17 protein-coding genes are annotated in these 16,747 nt (G+C 68.2%); 11 read left to right on the forward strand and 6 right to left on the reverse strand.

The genetic code is table 11. The features are described from left to right. The first annotated feature begins 180 nt into the window (after window positions 1–180). The 5 genes from QTI51_RS26355 to QTI51_RS26380 all read left to right on the forward strand — a co-directional run bounded on the left by QTI51_RS26355 (window position 181) and on the right by QTI51_RS26380 (window position 7,052). Window positions 181–2,124, forward strand: a complete 1,944-nt coding sequence (locus QTI51_RS26355) for a sigma-54-dependent Fis family transcriptional regulator (RefSeq protein ID WP_286516671.1) — start codon at window positions 181–183, stop codon at window positions 2,122–2,124. A gap of 125 nt (window positions 2,125–2,249) precedes the next feature. Next, window positions 2,250–3,158: a nitroreductase gene (locus QTI51_RS26360; RefSeq protein WP_286516672.1), complete on the forward strand. Its 909-nt coding sequence runs from the start codon at window positions 2,250–2,252 to the stop codon at window positions 3,156–3,158. A 15-nt stretch (window positions 3,159–3,173) separates the two neighbouring features. Then, window positions 3,174–4,259 carry a M24 family metallopeptidase gene (locus tag QTI51_RS38970; protein WP_353506552.1) on the forward strand — a complete coding sequence of 362 codons (1,086 nt, stop codon included), beginning with the start codon at window positions 3,174–3,176 and terminating at the stop codon, window positions 4,257–4,259. A gap of 66 nt (window positions 4,260–4,325) precedes the next feature. Further along, window positions 4,326–5,168, forward strand: a complete 843-nt coding sequence (locus tag QTI51_RS26375) for a class I SAM-dependent methyltransferase (RefSeq protein ID WP_286516673.1) — start codon at window positions 4,326–4,328, stop codon at window positions 5,166–5,168. Between the two features lie 285 nt (window positions 5,169–5,453). Next, window positions 5,454–7,052 carry an OpgD/OpgG family glucan biosynthesis protein gene (locus tag QTI51_RS26380; protein ID WP_286516674.1) on the forward strand — a complete coding sequence of 533 codons (1,599 nt, stop codon included), beginning with the start codon at window positions 5,454–5,456 and terminating at the stop codon, window positions 7,050–7,052. A 7-nt stretch (window positions 7,053–7,059) separates the two neighbouring features. On the opposite strand, the gene QTI51_RS26385 is transcribed toward QTI51_RS26380, so the two are convergent. After that, window positions 7,060–7,977 carry a LysR family transcriptional regulator gene (locus QTI51_RS26385; RefSeq protein WP_286516675.1) on the reverse strand — a complete coding sequence of 306 codons (918 nt, stop codon included), beginning with the start codon at window positions 7,975–7,977 and terminating at the stop codon, window positions 7,060–7,062. A 124-nt stretch (window positions 7,978–8,101) separates the two neighbouring features. Here QTI51_RS26385 and QTI51_RS26390 point away from each other — a divergent pair, with 124 nt between their 5' ends. Beyond that, a complete protein-coding gene (locus tag QTI51_RS26390) occupies window positions 8,102–8,854 on the forward strand; it encodes a glucose 1-dehydrogenase (protein WP_286516677.1) in 753 nt (250 codons plus the stop codon). 3 nt (window positions 8,855–8,857) lie between these two features. Here QTI51_RS26390 and QTI51_RS26395 read toward each other — a convergent pair whose 3' ends face one another. Further along, entirely contained in the window at window positions 8,858–9,268 is a 411-nt protein-coding gene (locus tag QTI51_RS26395) for an FKBP-type peptidyl-prolyl cis-trans isomerase (RefSeq protein ID WP_116912068.1), read from the reverse strand. A 168-nt stretch (window positions 9,269–9,436) separates the two neighbouring features. Between QTI51_RS26395 and eat the strand changes: the two genes are divergently transcribed. The 3 genes from eat to eutC are packed head-to-tail and all read left to right on the forward strand — an operon-like array spanning window position 9,437 to window position 13,075. Next, a complete protein-coding gene (eat, locus tag QTI51_RS26400) occupies window positions 9,437–10,870 on the forward strand; it encodes an ethanolamine permease (RefSeq protein WP_286516678.1) in 1,434 nt (477 codons plus the stop codon). Between the two features lie 16 nt (window positions 10,871–10,886). Then, a complete protein-coding gene (locus tag QTI51_RS26405; protein ID WP_286516679.1) occupies window positions 10,887–12,281 on the forward strand; it encodes an ethanolamine ammonia-lyase subunit EutB in 1,395 nt (464 codons plus the stop codon). Continuing rightward, window positions 12,278–13,075, forward strand: a complete 798-nt coding sequence (gene eutC, locus QTI51_RS26410) for an ethanolamine ammonia-lyase subunit EutC (RefSeq protein ID WP_286516681.1) — start codon at window positions 12,278–12,280, stop codon at window positions 13,073–13,075. Before QTI51_RS26405 ends, eutC begins: the two co-directional genes overlap by 4 nt. A 138-nt stretch (window positions 13,076–13,213) precedes the next feature. Here eutC and QTI51_RS26415 read toward each other — a convergent pair whose 3' ends face one another. Then, window positions 13,214–13,864 (reverse strand): phosphatase PAP2 family protein, encoded by a 651-nt coding sequence (locus QTI51_RS26415; protein ID WP_286516683.1) that lies wholly within the window; start codon window positions 13,862–13,864, stop codon window positions 13,214–13,216. Between the two features lie 345 nt (window positions 13,865–14,209). On the opposite strand from QTI51_RS26415, the gene QTI51_RS26420 reads away from it, so the two are divergent. Continuing rightward, window positions 14,210–14,464: a hypothetical protein gene (locus tag QTI51_RS26420; RefSeq protein WP_116912075.1), complete on the forward strand. Its 255-nt coding sequence runs from the start codon at window positions 14,210–14,212 to the stop codon at window positions 14,462–14,464. 64 nt (window positions 14,465–14,528) lie between these two features. On the opposite strand, the gene QTI51_RS26425 is transcribed toward QTI51_RS26420, so the two are convergent. Beyond that, window positions 14,529–15,110, reverse strand: coding sequence for a dihydrofolate reductase family protein (locus QTI51_RS26425; protein ID WP_286516684.1), 582 nt, complete (start codon window positions 15,108–15,110; stop codon window positions 14,529–14,531). 210 nt (window positions 15,111–15,320) lie between these two features. On the opposite strand from QTI51_RS26425, the gene QTI51_RS26430 reads away from it, so the two are divergent. Beyond that, window positions 15,321–15,590: a hypothetical protein gene (locus QTI51_RS26430; RefSeq protein WP_116912077.1), complete on the forward strand. Its 270-nt coding sequence runs from the start codon at window positions 15,321–15,323 to the stop codon at window positions 15,588–15,590. A gap of 65 nt (window positions 15,591–15,655) precedes the next feature. Here the strand turns inward: QTI51_RS26430 and QTI51_RS26435 are convergent, their stop codons facing one another. Beyond that, a complete protein-coding gene (locus QTI51_RS26435; RefSeq protein WP_286516685.1) occupies window positions 15,656–16,012 on the reverse strand; it encodes a hypothetical protein in 357 nt (118 codons plus the stop codon). Window positions 16,013–16,265: 253 nt separating this feature from the next. Next, window positions 16,266–16,415 carry a hypothetical protein gene (locus QTI51_RS26440; RefSeq protein WP_286516686.1) on the reverse strand — a complete coding sequence of 50 codons (150 nt, stop codon included), beginning with the start codon at window positions 16,413–16,415 and terminating at the stop codon, window positions 16,266–16,268. Between the last annotated feature and the right edge of the window lie 332 nt (window positions 16,416–16,747).

A 16,747-nucleotide genomic window follows, 5' to 3' on the forward strand; every position in this document is an offset into this window, starting at 1 on the left:
TCCCGCATGGGCATTTGCAAGCCACGTACCCGCGCGGATCAGGACATTCCCTGAGTACTTCCGCGCAGCAACGGGCCGTGGCGGCGGGTTTCGCAGGGTTTCCATTCGCAATCTGCGACATGCATGCGCGAACACAGCGACTACGATGTCGCACAAGGCGAAAACCCGTCGGAGACACCCATGAGCGAAGCGCAGTTGCCATCGGTCGGAGTGGAGCAGGCCCGCGAGCTGTTCTTCAGGCAGGGCCGCGACCCGGCCCCCTGGATCGCGCCGCACATCTCCCGCTCGTGGCAGCGCAGCCGCCCGGTCGACCACCGCGCCATCGACCCCGAACCTATGGCGCTCGCCCTGCTGCGCGAACGGCGCGAGCAGGCCATGCGCCTGCTCACCTGCGCGCAGCCCGAGCTCGACGGGCTGGCCGAGCACGCCGTGGGCAACGGCTGCGTGGTGGTGCTGTCGGACGCCAGCGGGCTCATTCTTGAAGAGGTCGGCAGCCCCGATTTCCTGCCCAAGGCCCAGCGCATCGCGCTGCAGCCCGGCGTGGAATGGTCGGAAGACCACCGCGGCACCAACGCCATCGGCACCGCGCTGGCCGAGCGCGAGGCGCTGATGGTGCTCGGCGGCGAACACTACCTGTCGCAGAACGGCGCGCTGGGCTGCGCGGCGGCGCCCATCTTCACCGGGCGCGGCGAAGTGGCCGGCGCGCTCGACATCTCGGGCGAAACCCAGCGCGTGAACCCGCATGCGCTGGGGCTGGTGCGCATGGCGGCGCAGCAGGTGGAGCACCGCATGCTGCTGGCCGAGGCCAATGGGCACGTGCTGCGCTTTCATGCGCGCCCGGCGTTGATCGGCACCGCGCGCGAAGGCCTGATGGTGATCGAGGGCGGGCGCATCGTGGCGGCCAACCGGGTGGCGCTGGAGCTCTTCGGCCGCTCGTGGAACGGGCTGCTCGACCTGGACGCCGAAGTCTTCCTCGGCGAGAACTGGCCGCGCATGGCCCACCGGCGCAGCCTGCTCACGCTGCCGGGCGGACGGCAAATTGCCACGGTGATGGAGCGCTCGACCGCGCCGGGCAGCGCACGCCAGCCGGCAATGCAGACGGCCGAAGCGCGCACTTCCGGTTCGCATCCAGGCCCCGAGGCCGACGACGTGCAGCCGCTGCTGGCCAAGGCCGTGCGCGTGCTGAACGAAGGCGTGTCGGTGCTGGTGAACGGCGAGACCGGCAGTGGCAAGGAAGTGTTCTCGCGCCGGTTGCATGCCGCGAGCCGGCGCAGCACGGGGCCCTTCGTGGCGGTCGATTGCGCTTCGCTACCCGAGACGCTGATCGAGTCGGAGCTGTTCGGCTACGACGAGGGCGCCTTCACCGGCGCCCGGCGCAAGGGCATGGCGGGCCGCATTCGCGAGGCGCACGGGGGCGTGCTGTTCCTCGACGAGATCGCGGAGATTCCGCTCGCCCTGCAGACACGGTTGCTGCGCGTGCTCGAAGAGCGCGTGGTCACGCCGCTGGGCGGCGGCCAGGGCGTGGCGGTGGACTTCGACCTGGTCTGCGCCACGCACGGCCACCTGCCCGCGCTGGTGCAAGCGGGGCGGTTTCGGGCCGACCTGATGTACCGCGTAGCGGGCTTTACCGTGGCGCTGCCATCGTTGAGCCAGCGCAGCGACAGGCATGCGCTGATCGAGCGGCTGTTCATGGAATCGGGCGGCGCGGCCAAGCACCTGCGGCTGGAGCGCGATGCGCTGGCCGTGCTGGCGGCCTACCGGTGGCCCGGCAATGTGCGGGAGCTGCGCAGCACGCTGCGCGCCGTGGTGGCGCTGGCCGATGTCGGCGACGCGGTGACGGCCTCGGCGCTGCCGGCGCACCTGCATGGGACTCACGCGGCACATGCAGCACACACAGCGCACGCCGACCACGCCAGCCATGCCGACCGCGCGAACGACGTTTCCGCTGCCTTCACACATCCGCCGCAGTCCGAGCCCCTGCTAGCCATCACGCGCCACGCCATCGACGAGGCGCTCAAGGCCTGCGACCACGACGTGGCCAAGGCCGCGCGCAGGCTGGGGGTTCACCGCAGCACGGTCTACCGCCACATCGCGCGGGAACGCGGCAAGCCCGGCGGGCGCTGAAGCAAGACCCGGCGAAACAAGCGGGCCCCAACGCGCTTCGCAGCCCGGAGTGCAACGCTTCGCTATGCTTCGTAAAATATAGCGAAGCATCGCCACCGCGCCCCCGCATTTCACCACCCGCATCCATGGTCACCAGTCAACTTCGCTGCCTCGTCGCGCTCGGCGAGACGCGGCACGTCGGGCGGGCCGCCCAGGCCGTCCAGGTTTCGCAGCTAGAGCTGATGGAGGCCATTCGCGCGCTCGAAGCCGAATACGGCCGGCCGCTGATCTCGCCCCTCACGACCGGCTCGCGCTTCGAGGGCCTCACGCCCCAGGGCGAACAGGTGCTGGCCTGGGCGCGCAGCTTTCTGCAAGGCAGCGCCGACCTGCACCGCGAGCTGCAGTCCGCCCGGCAGGAGAACGCCATCGCCCCGCTGCTGGAGCGCCGCTCGGTCTCGCCCAAGCGCCTGCGGGCGCCGGGGCCCAGCCCCGAGCAGATCGACCTGATCCTGCAGGCCGCGCTGCGCGCGCCCGACCACGGCGGGCTGCACCCTTGGCGCGTGCTGGAGTTTCGCGATGGCCAGCGCGCCGCCCTGGCCGACCGCTTCGAGGAAGAAAAGCGCCGCCGCGACCCGCTCGCGTCGAGCACCGACCTGCGCCGCGCACGCGAGCACGCCACGCGCCCGCCGGTGCTGCTGGCCTTCGTGGTGGTGCCGCGCGCCCGCAGCAAGGTGCCGGGGCGCGAGCAATGGCTGGCGGCCGGCGCGGCGCTGGGCAACCTGCTGAACGCGGCGCACCAGCTCGGCTTCGGCGCGATCATGCTCAGCGGCGAGCGCTGCTTCGACCCGGTGCTGGGTGCCGAGCTGGGCATCAAGCCCGAAGAGTTCCTCGCAGGCTTCGTGAGCCTGGGCAGCGTGGCCGAGGCGCCGCCGGCACGCAGCCACGCGCTGCCGGGCCAGGTGTGGTCCGCATGGATACCGCCGGCCTCTTCCACCACCCCCGCCACCCCCGCCGCCGCCGCCCCCGCCCCGCTCGAATTCCCGCAGACCCCCTGAACCTGGACATTGCCAATGACAACAGCTGAAGCCGGTCGCACCGAGGCCACCGGCGCCAAGTTTTCCCTGTGCTCGATGCAGACCGCGCGGGCCTTCTCCCAGCTCGCGGTGCGCCGCATCGCCTCGGGCATGCGCCCGGGCATGACGCACGCGCAGGCGCACGAGCTGGCGATGGCCACGCTGCAGAAGCTGGAGATGGAGCGCAACTGGCACCCCATCGTCATCCGCTTTGGCGAAGACACGCTGAAGACCTTCCGCGAAATCTCCGACCCCGAGCGCGTCTTGGGCGCGCAGGACATCTTCTTCGTCGACATCGGCCCCGTGTGGGAAGGCCACGAGGGCGATGCCGGCGACACCTTCGTGACCGGCGACGACCCGCAGATGCATGCCTGCGCCGAAGCCGCGCGCGCGCTCTGGCACGACGTGGCCGCGCGCTGGCGCGCGGACAAGCTCAGCGGCCAGGCGCTGTACGCCTACGCCGCCGAACGCGCCGAGGCCATGGGCTGGCGGCTCAACCTCGACATCAAGGGCCACCGGGTGTGCGACTTTCCGCATGCCATCTACCAGGCCGGCAAGCTGGGCGACTTCGGCCTGTGCCCGACCACGGGCATCTGGATCCTGGAGATCCAGATCGCGCATCCCACGCGGCCCTTCGGCGCCTTCTACGAAGACCTGCTGATGGAAGACGACGTGCGCCCCGAAGACGGCGTGGCGGACGCGGCGGCTTCCGGCGCGGCCACGGAGCAGCTCTTTTCGTACGGCACGCTGCAGCTCCCTTCGGTGCAGCTCGCCACTTTCGGGCGCAGGCTGGCCGGCCACGCCGACCGCCTGCCCGGCTACCGGCTCGCGCAGCTCGCCATCCAGGACGCCGAGGTGGTCGCGACCAGCGGCAAGACGCACCACCCGATCGTCGCGCCGGCTGCGGACGCCAGTGAAGGCGTCGACGGCGCGGTCTTTGCCCTTACCCCTGCCGAGCTGGCGCATGCCGATGCCTACGAGGTGGCCGACTACCGCCGCGAGCGGGTCACGCTGGCCTCGGGGCTGCAAGCCTGGGCCTACGGCGATGCGCGCCCCGCGCCGTCGGGCACAACCAAAGATTGACTTGCCCCGGGGTGCCGCAGGCGCGAGACTTTGAGCCTGGCTTCAGCCAGGTTTCGCACCCCTTAAATGACCCTTCCCAAACCTGCGCAGGGCCTGTCGGCCGTACCTTCCACCTTGCGGATCCCGCTGGCCGCGCGCGCATCGGGCGACCGCATGTTTCCCCAGGTCGCGGTGCGCGATGCCTACGCGGCGGGCATCCTGGAGCAGATTCGCGACGACGGCCAGGCGCTGCCCGAAGACCGGTCGACCATCTACAGCATCCTCTCGCGCACGCGCCGGCTGCGCAGCCTGGCGCAGGAGTTTCTAGAGCGCCACCCGGGTGGCCGCGTGGTCAACATGGGTTGCGGCCTGAGCCATTACTTCCAGTGGCTGGACGACGACAGGTGCCGCATGACCGACGCCGACCTGCCCGAGGTGCTCGAACTGCGCCGCCAGCTCATCCCCGAGATCAACCCACGCCACGACCTGCGCGAACTCGACCTGACCGCGCCCGACTGGTGGGAGCAGCTGAAGCTGCCGGCCACCCGCGACGACGCGCCCGTGTTCCTCTTCACCGAAGGCGTGCTGATGTACCTCACGCCCGAGCAGGTGCGCGCCGTGTTCGCCACCTTCGGCGAGCGCGCGCCCGCGGGCTCGGTGCTGGCCTTCGATGCCATGTGCTGGCTGGGCGTCGGCCGCGCGAAGCAGCACCCGTCCGTGCGCACCACGGGCGCTGAATTCCAGTGGGGCATCCGGCGCGCCGCCGAACTGACGCAGCCGCACCCGCGCCTGCGGCTGGACAGCAGCTACCGCGTGCTGCAGGGCATCGGGCCGGCCTACACGCTGTTCGCGCCGCTGGTCCTGCTGGTGCTGGGGGTGTCGCTGTATGCGGTGTACGCGCTGCGGGCGGCGGATGAAGGCGATGCATAGCTGATCGACAGGCGATACATAAACGCACAATTTCCCGCCAAGTCGGCACATTGGCGGCTTTGTCCGGCCCGGGGTGCGCGGAATGGCTGACGCCGCCGGGGCGCGGCGCAGGCGAAGCTGCTCGCTGTTCCCGATGGTGGAAAGTCCCTGCGGCCTTGGGCTGCATTAGGATCGTTCCGGACCGTTTTGAAGCCTGCACGGCAGGCGGACCGCATCGTTCCCGCCCTCTTTCCGCCTCTTTCCTTTTTCCCCAGACTCGCAAGATTCGCAACCCTCAAGAACCACATGCTTGATCGCCGATCCTTCCTTGCCGCCGGTGGCGCCGCCGCCGCCCTCGCCGCCCTCGGCCTGCCCGCGGAGGCGCTGGCCGCCAACGGCCTGCAGCTGAGCCAGCCCACGCCCTTCTCCTTCGACGCGCTGCTCGCGCAGGCCAAGGCGCTGGCCGCCAAGCCCTACGTCGCGGCCGTGCCGCTGGCCCCCGAAGTGCTCGAACGCATCGACTACGACGCGCACGGCAAGATCAAGTTCGACCCCGCCAACGCGCTCTTCCGCGACGGCCCCGGTGCGTTCCCCGTCACCTTCTTTCACCTGGGCCGCTTCTTCCAGACGCCCGTGCGCATGCACGTGCTGGAAAACGCCGACGGCGATGCCTTCTCGCGCGAGGTGCTCTACAACGCCTCGTACTTCTCGATGCCGCCCGACAGCCCCGCGCGCGCGCTGCCGCCCGGCGCCGGCTTCGCGGGTTTCCGCCTGCAAGAGAGCCGCCTGGGCGACCAGGGCAAGCTCGACTGGCAGAAGAACGACTGGGTCGCCTTCCTGGGGGCCTCGTACTTCCGCGCCATCGGCGAGCTCTACCAGTACGGCCTGTCGGCGCGCGGCGTCGCGCTCGACGTGGCGGTGCCCGACAAGGCCGAGGAATTCCCGACCTTCACCCGCTTCTACTTCGAGACGCCGGCGGCCAACAACACCACCTCGATGACCGTCTACGCCCTGCTCGAAGGGCCGAGCGTGACGGGCGTGTTCAAGTTCGTCATGCAGCGCAACAAGGCCGTCATCATGGACATCGACGCGCGCATGTTCCTGCGGCGCGACGTGTCGCGCCTGGGCCTGGTGCCGCTCACGTCGATGTACTGGTACTCGGAAACCATCAAGCCCACCGCCATCGACTGGCGTCCCGAGGTGCACGACTCCGACGGGCTCGCCATCTGGAACGGCGCGGGCGAGCGCATCTGGCGCCCGCTGAACAACCCGACGCAAACGCGCGCCTCGGCCTTCGCCGACACCAGGCCGCGCGGCTTCGGCCTGCTGCAGCGCGACCGCGCATTCGACCACTACCAGGACGGCGTCAACTACGAGAAGCGTCCCAGCCTGTGGATCGAACCGCTGGGCGACTGGGGCGAGGGCTCGGTGCAGCTCATCGAGATTCCGACCGACGACGAGATCCACGACAACATCGTCGCCTTCTGGGTGCCGAAGGCGGACGCCAAGGCGGGCTCGAGCTACAGCCTGCAGTACCGCCTGCACTGGACCGACCAGGAGCCCTTTCCGTCACCGCTCGCGCGCTGCGTGGCCACGCGCATCGGCCGCGGTGGCCAGCCGGGGCAGCCACGGCCGCAGGGCGTGCGCAAGTTCATGGTCGAGTTCATCGGCCAGCCGCTGCAGTCCGTGCCTTTCGGCGTGAAGCCCGAGGTGGTGCTGACGGCGGCGCGCGGAAAGTTCTCGTACGTCTTCGCGGAGGCCGTGCCGAACGGCGTGCCGGGCCACTGGCGCGCGCAGTTCGACTTCACGCCCGAGGGCAATGAGCCGATCGACATGCGGCTGTATCTGAAGAACGGGGACCAGACGTTGACGGAGACGTGGCTGTACCAATACCAGCCAGGCTGAAAGCGCTTCAGCGCCTGCCCGTCTTGTTGTAAGGCGCAAAAAGCGCCACCGCCCAATCGACGAACACACGCAGCTTCGCGCTCAGGTGCCGGTTCGTCGGGTACACCACATGCAGCGGGTACGGCTCGGGCGCCCAGCTCTGCAGCACCTCGACCAATGCGCCGCTGGCGAGGTAGGGCGCGGCCATCACATCGAAGGTCTGCGCCACGCCCATGCCGGTGAGCATCGCGCTCAGGTGCGCGGTGCTCTCGTTCACGCTCATCACCGTGTGGCCGTGGATTTCAACGCGCTCCTCGCCCCGCCCGTAGCGCAACGGGATCGGCCGGTTGCTCAACGACGAGAAGTAGCCCAGCACCCGGTGCGTGCCGTTGCCCAGTTCGGCAGGCGTCTTCGGCACGCCATGGCGCTTCAGGTACTCGGGCGTGGCGCAGGTCACGAAGGGCAAGGTCGCGATGCGGCGCGCCACCAGCGACTGGTCGTTCAGCTCGCCGGCGCGAATCACGCAATCGACCGCGTCGCCGATCAGGTTCACCGGCCGGTCGCTCACGCCGATCTCGAGTTCGATCTCGGGGTAGCGCGCATGAAAGGCCGGCAGCTGCGGAATCAGGATCATGTTGGCCAGCGACGAGCCGACGTCCACCCGCAGCCGCCCGCGCGGGTTGGCTTGCGCGTTGCTCAGGTTCGACTCGATGTCTTCCAGCTCGGCCAGCACGCGCGCGGTGCGTTCGTAGTAGGCCGCGCCTTCGGGCGTGACGGTCACGCGCCGCGTGGTGCGCTGCAGCAGCTTCACGCGCAGGCGTGTCTCCAGCTGCTGCACCAGCTTCGTCACGGTGGGCTTGGGCATTTGCAGCGAGTCGGCGGCGCGGGTGAAGGTGCCGGCCTCGACCACGCGGGCAAACACGCGCATGGCGGTGATCTGGTCCATGGCCGGATTATTGGTGAATCGTGAATAAACAAGTTCCGCCCGGCCTCTTGGTGCGGCAGGGGGTCGCGCCCAAACTCCCCTCCATCGACAACGCTGCATCGCAGCATCCACCAAGGAAGAAATCATGACCCTCAAGCTCGACGACAAGATCGCCCTCGTCACCGGCGGCACCAGCGGCATCGGCCTGGCCACCGCGCAACGCTTCGTGGACGAAGGCGCGCACGTGTTCATCACCGGGCGCCGCCAAGCCGAGCTCGACGCGGCCGTGAAGGCCATCGGCCGCAACGTGACGGGCGTGCTGGGCGACGTGTCGAAGCTCGAAGACCTCGACCGGCTCTACGCCACCATCCAGCAACAAAAGGGGCGCCTCGACGTGCTGTTCGCCAACGCGGGCGGCGGCAGCCTGCTGCCACTGGGGCAGATCACCGAGGAGCACTTCGACAAGATCTTCAACACCAACGTGCGCGGCCTGCTCTTCACCGTGCAGAAGGCGTTGCCGCTGATGCCCAAGGGCGCATCGATCGTGCTCAACGCGTCCATCACCAGCATCAAGGGCAACCCGGCCTTCAGCGTCTACAGCGCCACCAAGGCGGCGGTGCGCAGCTTTGCGCGCAGCTGGACGGTCGACCTGAAAGATGCCGGCATCCGCGTCAACGCGGTCAGCCCCGGCGTGGTGCCGACGCCTGCCTACGAGCTGCTGGGCCTGACGCCGGAACAGGTGAAGGGCTTCATCGACGGGCAGGCGCAGAACATTCCGCTGGGCCGTGTCGGCACGCCCGATGAAATCGCCAAGGCCGTGGTGTTCCTGGCCTCGGACGACAGCAGCTTCGTCAACGGAGTGGAGCTCTTCGTCGACGGCGGCATGGCCCAGATCTGACGCTCAGCGCTTGGCGACCGAGACCAGTTCCACTTCGAAGTTCAGCGTGGCGTTCGGCGGAATCACGCCGCCCGCGCCCCGCGCGCCGTAGGCGATCGATGGCGGGCAGGTCAGCTTGGCCTTGCCGCCGGGCTTCATCTTCTGCACGCCTTCGGTCCAGCACGGGATCACGCCGTTGAGCGGGAACTCGGTCGGTTCGCCGCGCTTGTAGGAGCTGTCGAATTCCTTGCCGGTGTCGGGGAAGGTGCCGCGGTAGTGCACCTTGACCACGTCGGTGGCCAGCGGCGAAGTGCCGGTGCCTTCCTTCAGCGACTGGTAGATCAGGCCGCTGGGCGTGGTCACCGGGGCAGACTGCGCGAAGGCAGCGGGAACAGCAAGAACGGACACGAGCGCGGCACAGAAAAAAGACTTCACGAAACACCTCGAAGGTTGAGAGGTCCCGATTATGGCCAGCGCCCGTGAAGGGCCTGTAAGGGGATATGCGGGGCGCACGCGGGGCTTTGGACACGCGTTTTTCTCGGTGGAACAGCCCTTGCTTTGCTGAATGTGCACTGTCACCATTCACGAAGAGAGGAAAGCCCCATGCATTCCACAGAAGCCACGCAGGCCGCCACGTCGACGGGGGCCGCGCATGCGGGCACGGGCCACCTGAAGAAGGTGCTCGGCCCGTTCCAGCTCTGGGGCATCGCCGTGGGCCTTGTCATCTCGGGTGAGTACTTTGGTTGGAGCTACGGCTGGAACACCGCCGGCACGCTCGGCTTCCTGGTCGCCACGGTGCTGGTGGCCACCATGTACACCACCTTCATCTTCAGCTTCACCGAACTGTCGACCGCCATCCCGCACGCGGGCGGCCCCTTCGCGTATGCGCGGCGCGCCTTCGGGCCCCACGGCGGTTTCGTCGCGGGCTTTGCCACGCTGGTCGAATTCGTGTTCGCGCCGCCGGCCATCGCGCTGGCCATCGGCGCCTACCTCAACGTGCAGTTCCCGGGCATCAACCCGAAGTGGTTCGCGCTCGGCGCGTACGTGATCTTCATCGGTTTGAACTGGATCGGCGTGGGCATTGCCGCGGCCTTCGAGCTGTTCGTCACGGTGCTGGCCATCGTGGAGCTGCTAGTGTTCATGGGCGTGGTCACGCCGGGCTGGACGCTGGCCAACTTCACCGCCAACGGCTGGGCCGGCGGCAGCGTGCTGAACGGCGCGGCCGTCTCGGGCATCTTCGCGTCGATACCGTTCGCCATCTGGTTCTTCCTGGCCATCGAGGGCGCGGCCATGGCCGCCGAAGAGGCGCGCGAGCCGCACCGCACCATACCCATCGCGTACACCACGGGCATCGTCACGCTGGTGGTGCTGGCCTTCGGCGTGATGATCTTCGCGGGCGGCGTGGGCGACTGGCGCAAGCTCGCCAACATCAACGACCCGCTTCCCCAGGCCATGAAAGCGGTGGTGGGCGAAAACAGCGGCTGGCTGCACATGCTGGTGTGGATCGGCCTGTTCGGGCTGATTGCGTCGTTCCACGGAATCATCATGGGCTACTCGCGCCAGATCTTCGCGCTGGCGCGCGCGGGCTACCTGCCGCGCTGGTTCGCGGGGCTGAGCCCGCGCTTCGACACGCCGCACCGCGCGCTGCTGGCCGGCGGCGTGGTGGGCGTCGTCGCCATCTTCAGCGACGAGTGGGTGCAGTTCGGCGGGCAGACGCTCACGGCCAACATCGTGACCATGGCGGTGCTGGGCGCCATCGTCATGTACCTCGTCTCGATGGCCGCGCTGTTCAAGCTGCGCCGCAGCGAGCCGAACCTGCTGCGCACCTACCGCGCGCCCTTCTACCCCGTGTTCCCGGCCATTGCACTCGGCCTGGGCGTGGTGTGCCTGGGCGCGATGGTGTGGTTCAACTTCATGCTCACCGTGCTGTTCGCGGTGCTGATGGCCGCGGCCTACGGCTACTTCCTGATGACCTCGGCGCAGCGCAAGGCCGCCGCGCCCGACGACATGCTGTCGTCGTCGCCCACCAACGCGTGACCACCCCCGAAGAAAGATGCTCTACCGCACCACCATCGACCACCAGGTGTTCGCCTTCGACGACCTGCGCCAGGTCATGGCCTTCGCGAGCCCCGCGCGCTCGGGCGACTACCTGGCGGGCATCGGCGCGGCCACCGCGCAGCAGCGCATGGCCGCGCGCCATGTGCTGGCGGACACGCCGCTCAAGCAGTTCCTGACCGAAGCGCTGGTTCCCTACGAGCGCGACAACATCACGCGGCTCATCATCGACAGCCACGACGCGCAGGCCTTCGCGCCCGTCTCGCACCTCACGGTCGGCGACTTTCGCAACTGGCTGCTGTCCGACGCGGCCACCACCGCCACGCTCACCGCGTTGGCGCCGGGCCTCACGCCCGAGATGGTGGCGGCCGTGTCCAAGCTCATGCGCAACCAGGACCTGGTGTCGGTCGCGAAAAAGTGCTGCGTGGTCACGCGCTTTCGCGACACCATCGGCCTGCCCGGCCACCTGGCGGTGCGGCTGCAGCCCAACCACCCGACCGACGACCTGCGCGGCGTGGCCGCCTCCACGCTCGACGGGCTGCTCTACGGCGCGGGCGACGCGGTGATCGGCCTCAACCCCGCTTCTGACAGCATGCCCGTGCTCGGCCAGTTGCTGCGCATGCTCGACGAGGTCATCCAGCGCTTCGAGATTCCCACGCAAAGCTGCGTGCTCACCCACGTGACCAACACGCTCAAGCTGGCAGAGGCCGGCGCGCCGGTCGACCTGGTGTTCCAGTCCATCGCGGGCACTGAGAAGGCCAACCTGTCTTTCGGCGTAACGCCCGAGCTGCTCGACGAGGCCTACGCCGCGGCGCTGTCGCTCAAGCGCGGCACCGTCGGCGACAACGTCATGTATTTCGAGACCGGCCAGGGCAGCGCGCTGTCGGCCAACGCCAACTTCGGCGTCGACCAGCAGACCTGCGAGGTGCGCGCGTATGCGCTGGCGCGGCGCTACAAGCCCTTCCTGATCAACACCGTGGTCGGCTTCATCGGGCCGGAGTACCTGTACGACGGCAAGCAGATCATTCGCGCCGGGCTGGAAGACCATTTCAGCGGCAAGCTGCTGGGCCTGCCCATTGGTTGCGACATCTGCTACACCAACCACGCCGAGGCCGACCAGGACGACATGGACACGCTGCTCGTGCTGCTGGGCACCGCGGGCATCAACTTCATCATGGGCATTCCGGGCGCGGATGACGTGATGCTCAACTACCAGAGCACCTCTTTCCACGACGCGCTCTTTTTGCGCGACACGCTGGGCCTCCAGCGCGCGCCCGAGTTCGAGGCCTGGCTGCAGCGCATGCACATCACCGACGCGGCGGGCCGGCTCGCGCCGCCTTCGTCGAACCGGCTGCTGGCCGACATGGGCGGGCTGGCCGCGCTGGCGCCATGAGCGACGACTCGGTCACCCCCAACCCCTGGGCGCAATGGCGCGCCGCCACCCCGGCGCGGCTCGCGCTGGGCCGCGCGGGCGCCGGCATGCCGACCGACGAGACGCTGCGCTTCGGCTGGGCGCACGCCATGGCGCGCGACGCGATCCACGCGGCGCTGGACGTCGACGCGCTCGAAGCCGCGTTGACCGCGCAGCACTGGCAAGTGGCCCGCGCGCGCAGCCAGGCCGCGGACCGCACCGAGTACCTGCGCCGCCCCGACCTGGGCCGGCAGCTCGACGAAGGCGCCGCCACGCGCCTGCTCGCCGACCGGCGCTACGGCTGCGATGTGTGCATCGTCGTCGGCGACGGCCTCTCGTCGCTCGCCGTCGCGCGCCATGCCGCACCGCTGCTCGCGGCGCTGCGCGCGCAGCTGCCGGCCGACACCAGCTTCGCGCCGGTGGTCATCGCCACGCAGGCACGCGTGGCGCTGGCCGACGAGGTGGGCGAGCTCTTCGGCGCGGCGCTGTCGGTGATCCTCATCGGCGAGCGGCCCGGCCTGAGCTCGCCGGACAGCCTGGGCATCTACCTGACGCATTCGCCGAAACGCGGGCGGCACGACGCCGAGCGCAACTGCATTTCGAACGTGCGGCCCGAAGGACTGCCCTACGAAACTGCGGCGTTCAAGCTGGCCTGGCTGATGCGCGAATCGCTGCGGCGAGGGCTGACCGGCGTGGGGCTGAAGGACGAGAGCGATGTCGCGGTGCTGCAAGCGCGAGGCACGCCAGCCATCGGGCGGGCGAGCAGGCATCCTTGAAGCGCGAATACGCAATAAATTGACTCTTAAGCCGCTTAAGAGTCAATTTATTGCGCACGGAACGTGGCTACGCCGTTCCACGCTGCACACACGATGTCACTCGGCCGCCTCCTGCGGCCTGCCCACCCCGTCGCTCCCTTACAGCCCTTGCTTCGCGCGCCAAGCCACCGAAGTCGCAAGCATTTCATCGCGCGTGCAGGGGCGCTCCCTGCCCGACAGCTTCACGGCGATGAGCGCCAGCGCGTCCTGCGTCGGGGCGGGCCGGCCGTGCGACACCAGCGCCATCAGCACGACGGCTGCCGCAAGCGGCCAACGCCGTCCCCGCACGGGCGCCGGCGTTGGCCCCTGCAACCACAGGAAGCCGGCGCTCACCAGGGTGCCGAGCATGGCGCCGGCGACCACTTCCGAGACCGAGTGCGCCTCCAGCGCCAGCCGCGAGATGCCGATGCCGACGGCCAGGCACCACCCCAGCACCGCGGCGGCGAGCCGCCAACGGCGCGAGGCGCGCGACGTCGCCACCCACAGCAGCACGGGCCACACGCTGGTCGCCAGCGCGGTGTGGCCGCTGAAGCCGGTGAAGTTGAGCGCCGCGCTGCCGATGCCCCAGCCCATGAAGGCGATCTTCGACACCATGACCACGAAGCCGCAGGCGCCGAACATCAACGCCCATTGCCAAGCGGCCGTGCGTGTGTGCCGGTGAAGGAACAGCCACAGCCCGACGAGCAACGCGGCGGGCAGCAGAAAGCCGCTGTCGCCCAGTGACGTGAAGGAGTGCCAGAAACGGTGCATGTGAATGACTGAGGTGCGGCTTGGGGTTTCGGTTCCGCCGAATCGGTCAAGGCTCCGCAGCAATGCCTGTGCCGGGCTGATGGTCGCGAGCTGCACGCGTGTCGAAAAAGGCGGCCGCGCAGCCGCCGGTCAACCCGGAAGCTGAGGCGAGCGACCGACTGGCTTTGGTGGGTGGGAGGCGTCTTGAAGCGTGAAATAAGTCTCAAATTTCAAAAATCGCCTCGCCAAATGTAATCCATTGGTATTGGTATTGCGTAATCTGGGTTCGGCTTCGGTTTCGAAGCACATGCGCTTCACAAGGGCGCCAAACCAGGAAAGCACCGTCACAAGACGGTCCAAAGACCAATGACACACGAAGACCATCTATTGGCAGCGGAGGCTGCGGGGCGCCTCGGCGACATCGACGTACTGGGCACGCAGATTTCCGGCATCTGCTCGATGCTCCATGCCCTCTACATGGCGCATCCGGCACCTGAACAGGTGCGCCGCCAGTTCGATCGGCTTCTGAAGAACCTGCTCGACTCGGCCTACGTGATGGACGAGCCCGACCGCGCAATCGTCCTGCAGGCAACGGCTTCGGCCCTGCTCACGAACCGCTGAAAGCGGAAAGTCCCGGGCTGGCGACGGCTGCCGACCGCGGCCGAGAGCCGCAATGTCCCGCGCCCTAGCTTCGGTTTTCCAACGGCCCGGCCACCCTGAACGCATTCAGCACGATGCCCGACGGCATCGCCTTCGTGCTGACGATTTCGAGAGAACGCGCCGGCGTGCCTTGCGCGAAGAAGCGCTTGCCGGTGCCCACCAGCACGGGGTAGACGATGAGCAATAGCTCGTCCACGAGCCCGTGTTCGAGCAGCGTCGACGCCAGCGTGGAGCTGCCCCAGAGCACCAGGTTCGGCCCCGCCTGCGACTTGATGCGGCGAACGCCTTCGACGATGTCCGGCCCGACGCCCTCGAAGGGGCCCCATTGCAAGGTTTCGGGGTGGTGCGTGGCGACGTACTTGGTCGCCGCGTTCAGGCTGTCCGCCATCGGGCCGCCCGGTGCCTTGGGCCAGTAGGCCGACCACATGTCGTAGGTGCGGCGGCCCAGAAGCAGGTCGAAGTGCGCGCCCTGCGCGGCGAGCACCTCGCCCAGGCCGGCGGGGGTGCGGTAGGGGGCGGTCCAGTCGGCGTAGGGGAAGCCGTCTTCGGCGGAACTCTGCATCACGCCGTCCAGCGAGATGTGCGCCATGATCTTGAGCGTTTTCATGCGGGTCTCCGTGCTTGGGCTTCGGGAATGGTAGTGGCGCGCGCTGCCCGCGTCGACCCACCGACCCACCGACCCGCAGACCTGGCTACCCGTCGCTCCGCCGACGGCGAAGCGCGCCTACAGCGCAAGGCATCCGCCGCGTACGCCGGCCTGTGCGCAAGCGCCCTACCGTGAATGGCATAAAACCATCAACAACACGAAGGACGTTTCATGAAGCTCTCTCGCACTTTGCTCGCGCTCGCTGCGGCCGGCGCATTTCTCACCATGGCCGGCGCTGCGGAAGCCAAGGGCTGCATCAAGGGCGCGGTGGTCGGCGGTGTCGGCGGCCACGTCGCGGGGCATCACGGCCTGATCGGCGCGGCGGGCGGCTGCGTGGTCGGGCGGCACATGGCGAACAAGAAGGACAAGGAGGCCGAAGCTGCCGCCGCCGCGCAGCGGGCGCCGGCAGACGGCGCGGCGCACGCTCCGGTCAAGCAGTAAAAGAGCAAAGGCCGACGCTGGGAAGCGCACCAAGCGCAGTAGACGCAGTGCGCGCTTTTGGCGAATTAGGCGCGAAACCAGATCCTGGCCGTCACGTACAGCCCGTACCCCAGGGCCAGCACGATCCACAGCAGGAAGAACATGTTGGCCCAGTACTCTCCCGCGTTCGCGGCCAGGGTATAGATCTGCGACCTGCAGGCTTTGCCCACGCAGGGCACTTCGCCGCGAACCAGCGCGCGCAAGAAGGCGAACAGCAGGTAGACCGAGATGCCAGCCGTCATCACGAATCCGATGGGCCCGACAAACCCTTCGGTGCGTTGGTCGTTCTCGTCGCGGTAGCCCTTGTTCAAACGGTTCTGCCCGAAGCGGTACCAGGCGAATCCGAGCAGCAGCATCGATGAGTAGTAAATGATTTCGCGCATGCCGGCGATTTTCCATGGCGCGCAAATCACGGGCGATGGATCACGGGCGGTATGAACCAGGCACGAGCAGCTCAATGACAGGCCACGAAAAATTCGCAGCCTGTCAGGCCGGCCGCTGCTAGGCGACGGTGCCGGCCTCAGGCGCATGGCGTCGCGCCTTCTCGTTCAACTGAAACAGCTCACCCGCCTTGCGCGCCATGTCGGCCGCGAGCCAGAGCAGGTTGTCCAGTTGACGTGGCCCCTCACCGCTGCATCAGTCGACGTCTTCGCCGTGGCAAACCCACAGCAATGCCTCGAGTTGGGAGAGGGTGTTTTCAAGCAAGTCCGCCGGATGCTGGGTGTCCTGGGCGTTTGCTTCGGGGGATACCGGCGTGCGAGGCGGGGCTATAGTCTTGGTAGCCATTTTTGTGCGGTCCTTTGAAGGTTGTTGCACTTCTTTGGTTAGACGGTCGGGGTGCTTCTTACACCCCGGCCGTCGCCTTTTGATACCTCGCTTTTGCATCGGTGCTTTCACACCGACAACCTGCCGCGAGGCAAGCAGCCCTTCAAGAACCGATGAGGTTGTGCGTGACGCCTTTCTGTGTTCCCTTGATGGGAAATTGAGTGACTGGGGCGTTCACTTTAGGCAAGAGCAGGTGCCGTGTGGCAAGGCACGCAGCACGAATTCTTGATTCGCGCCAACAAATACAACTTCCGTCGAAGGACTTGCGCAGGACACGCGAACGCGCGCCGTGC

Origin of the sequence: Variovorax sp. J22G73 (genome assembly GCF_030317035.1) — a bacterium.
Lineage (GTDB): Bacteria > Pseudomonadota > Gammaproteobacteria > Burkholderiales > Burkholderiaceae_C > Variovorax.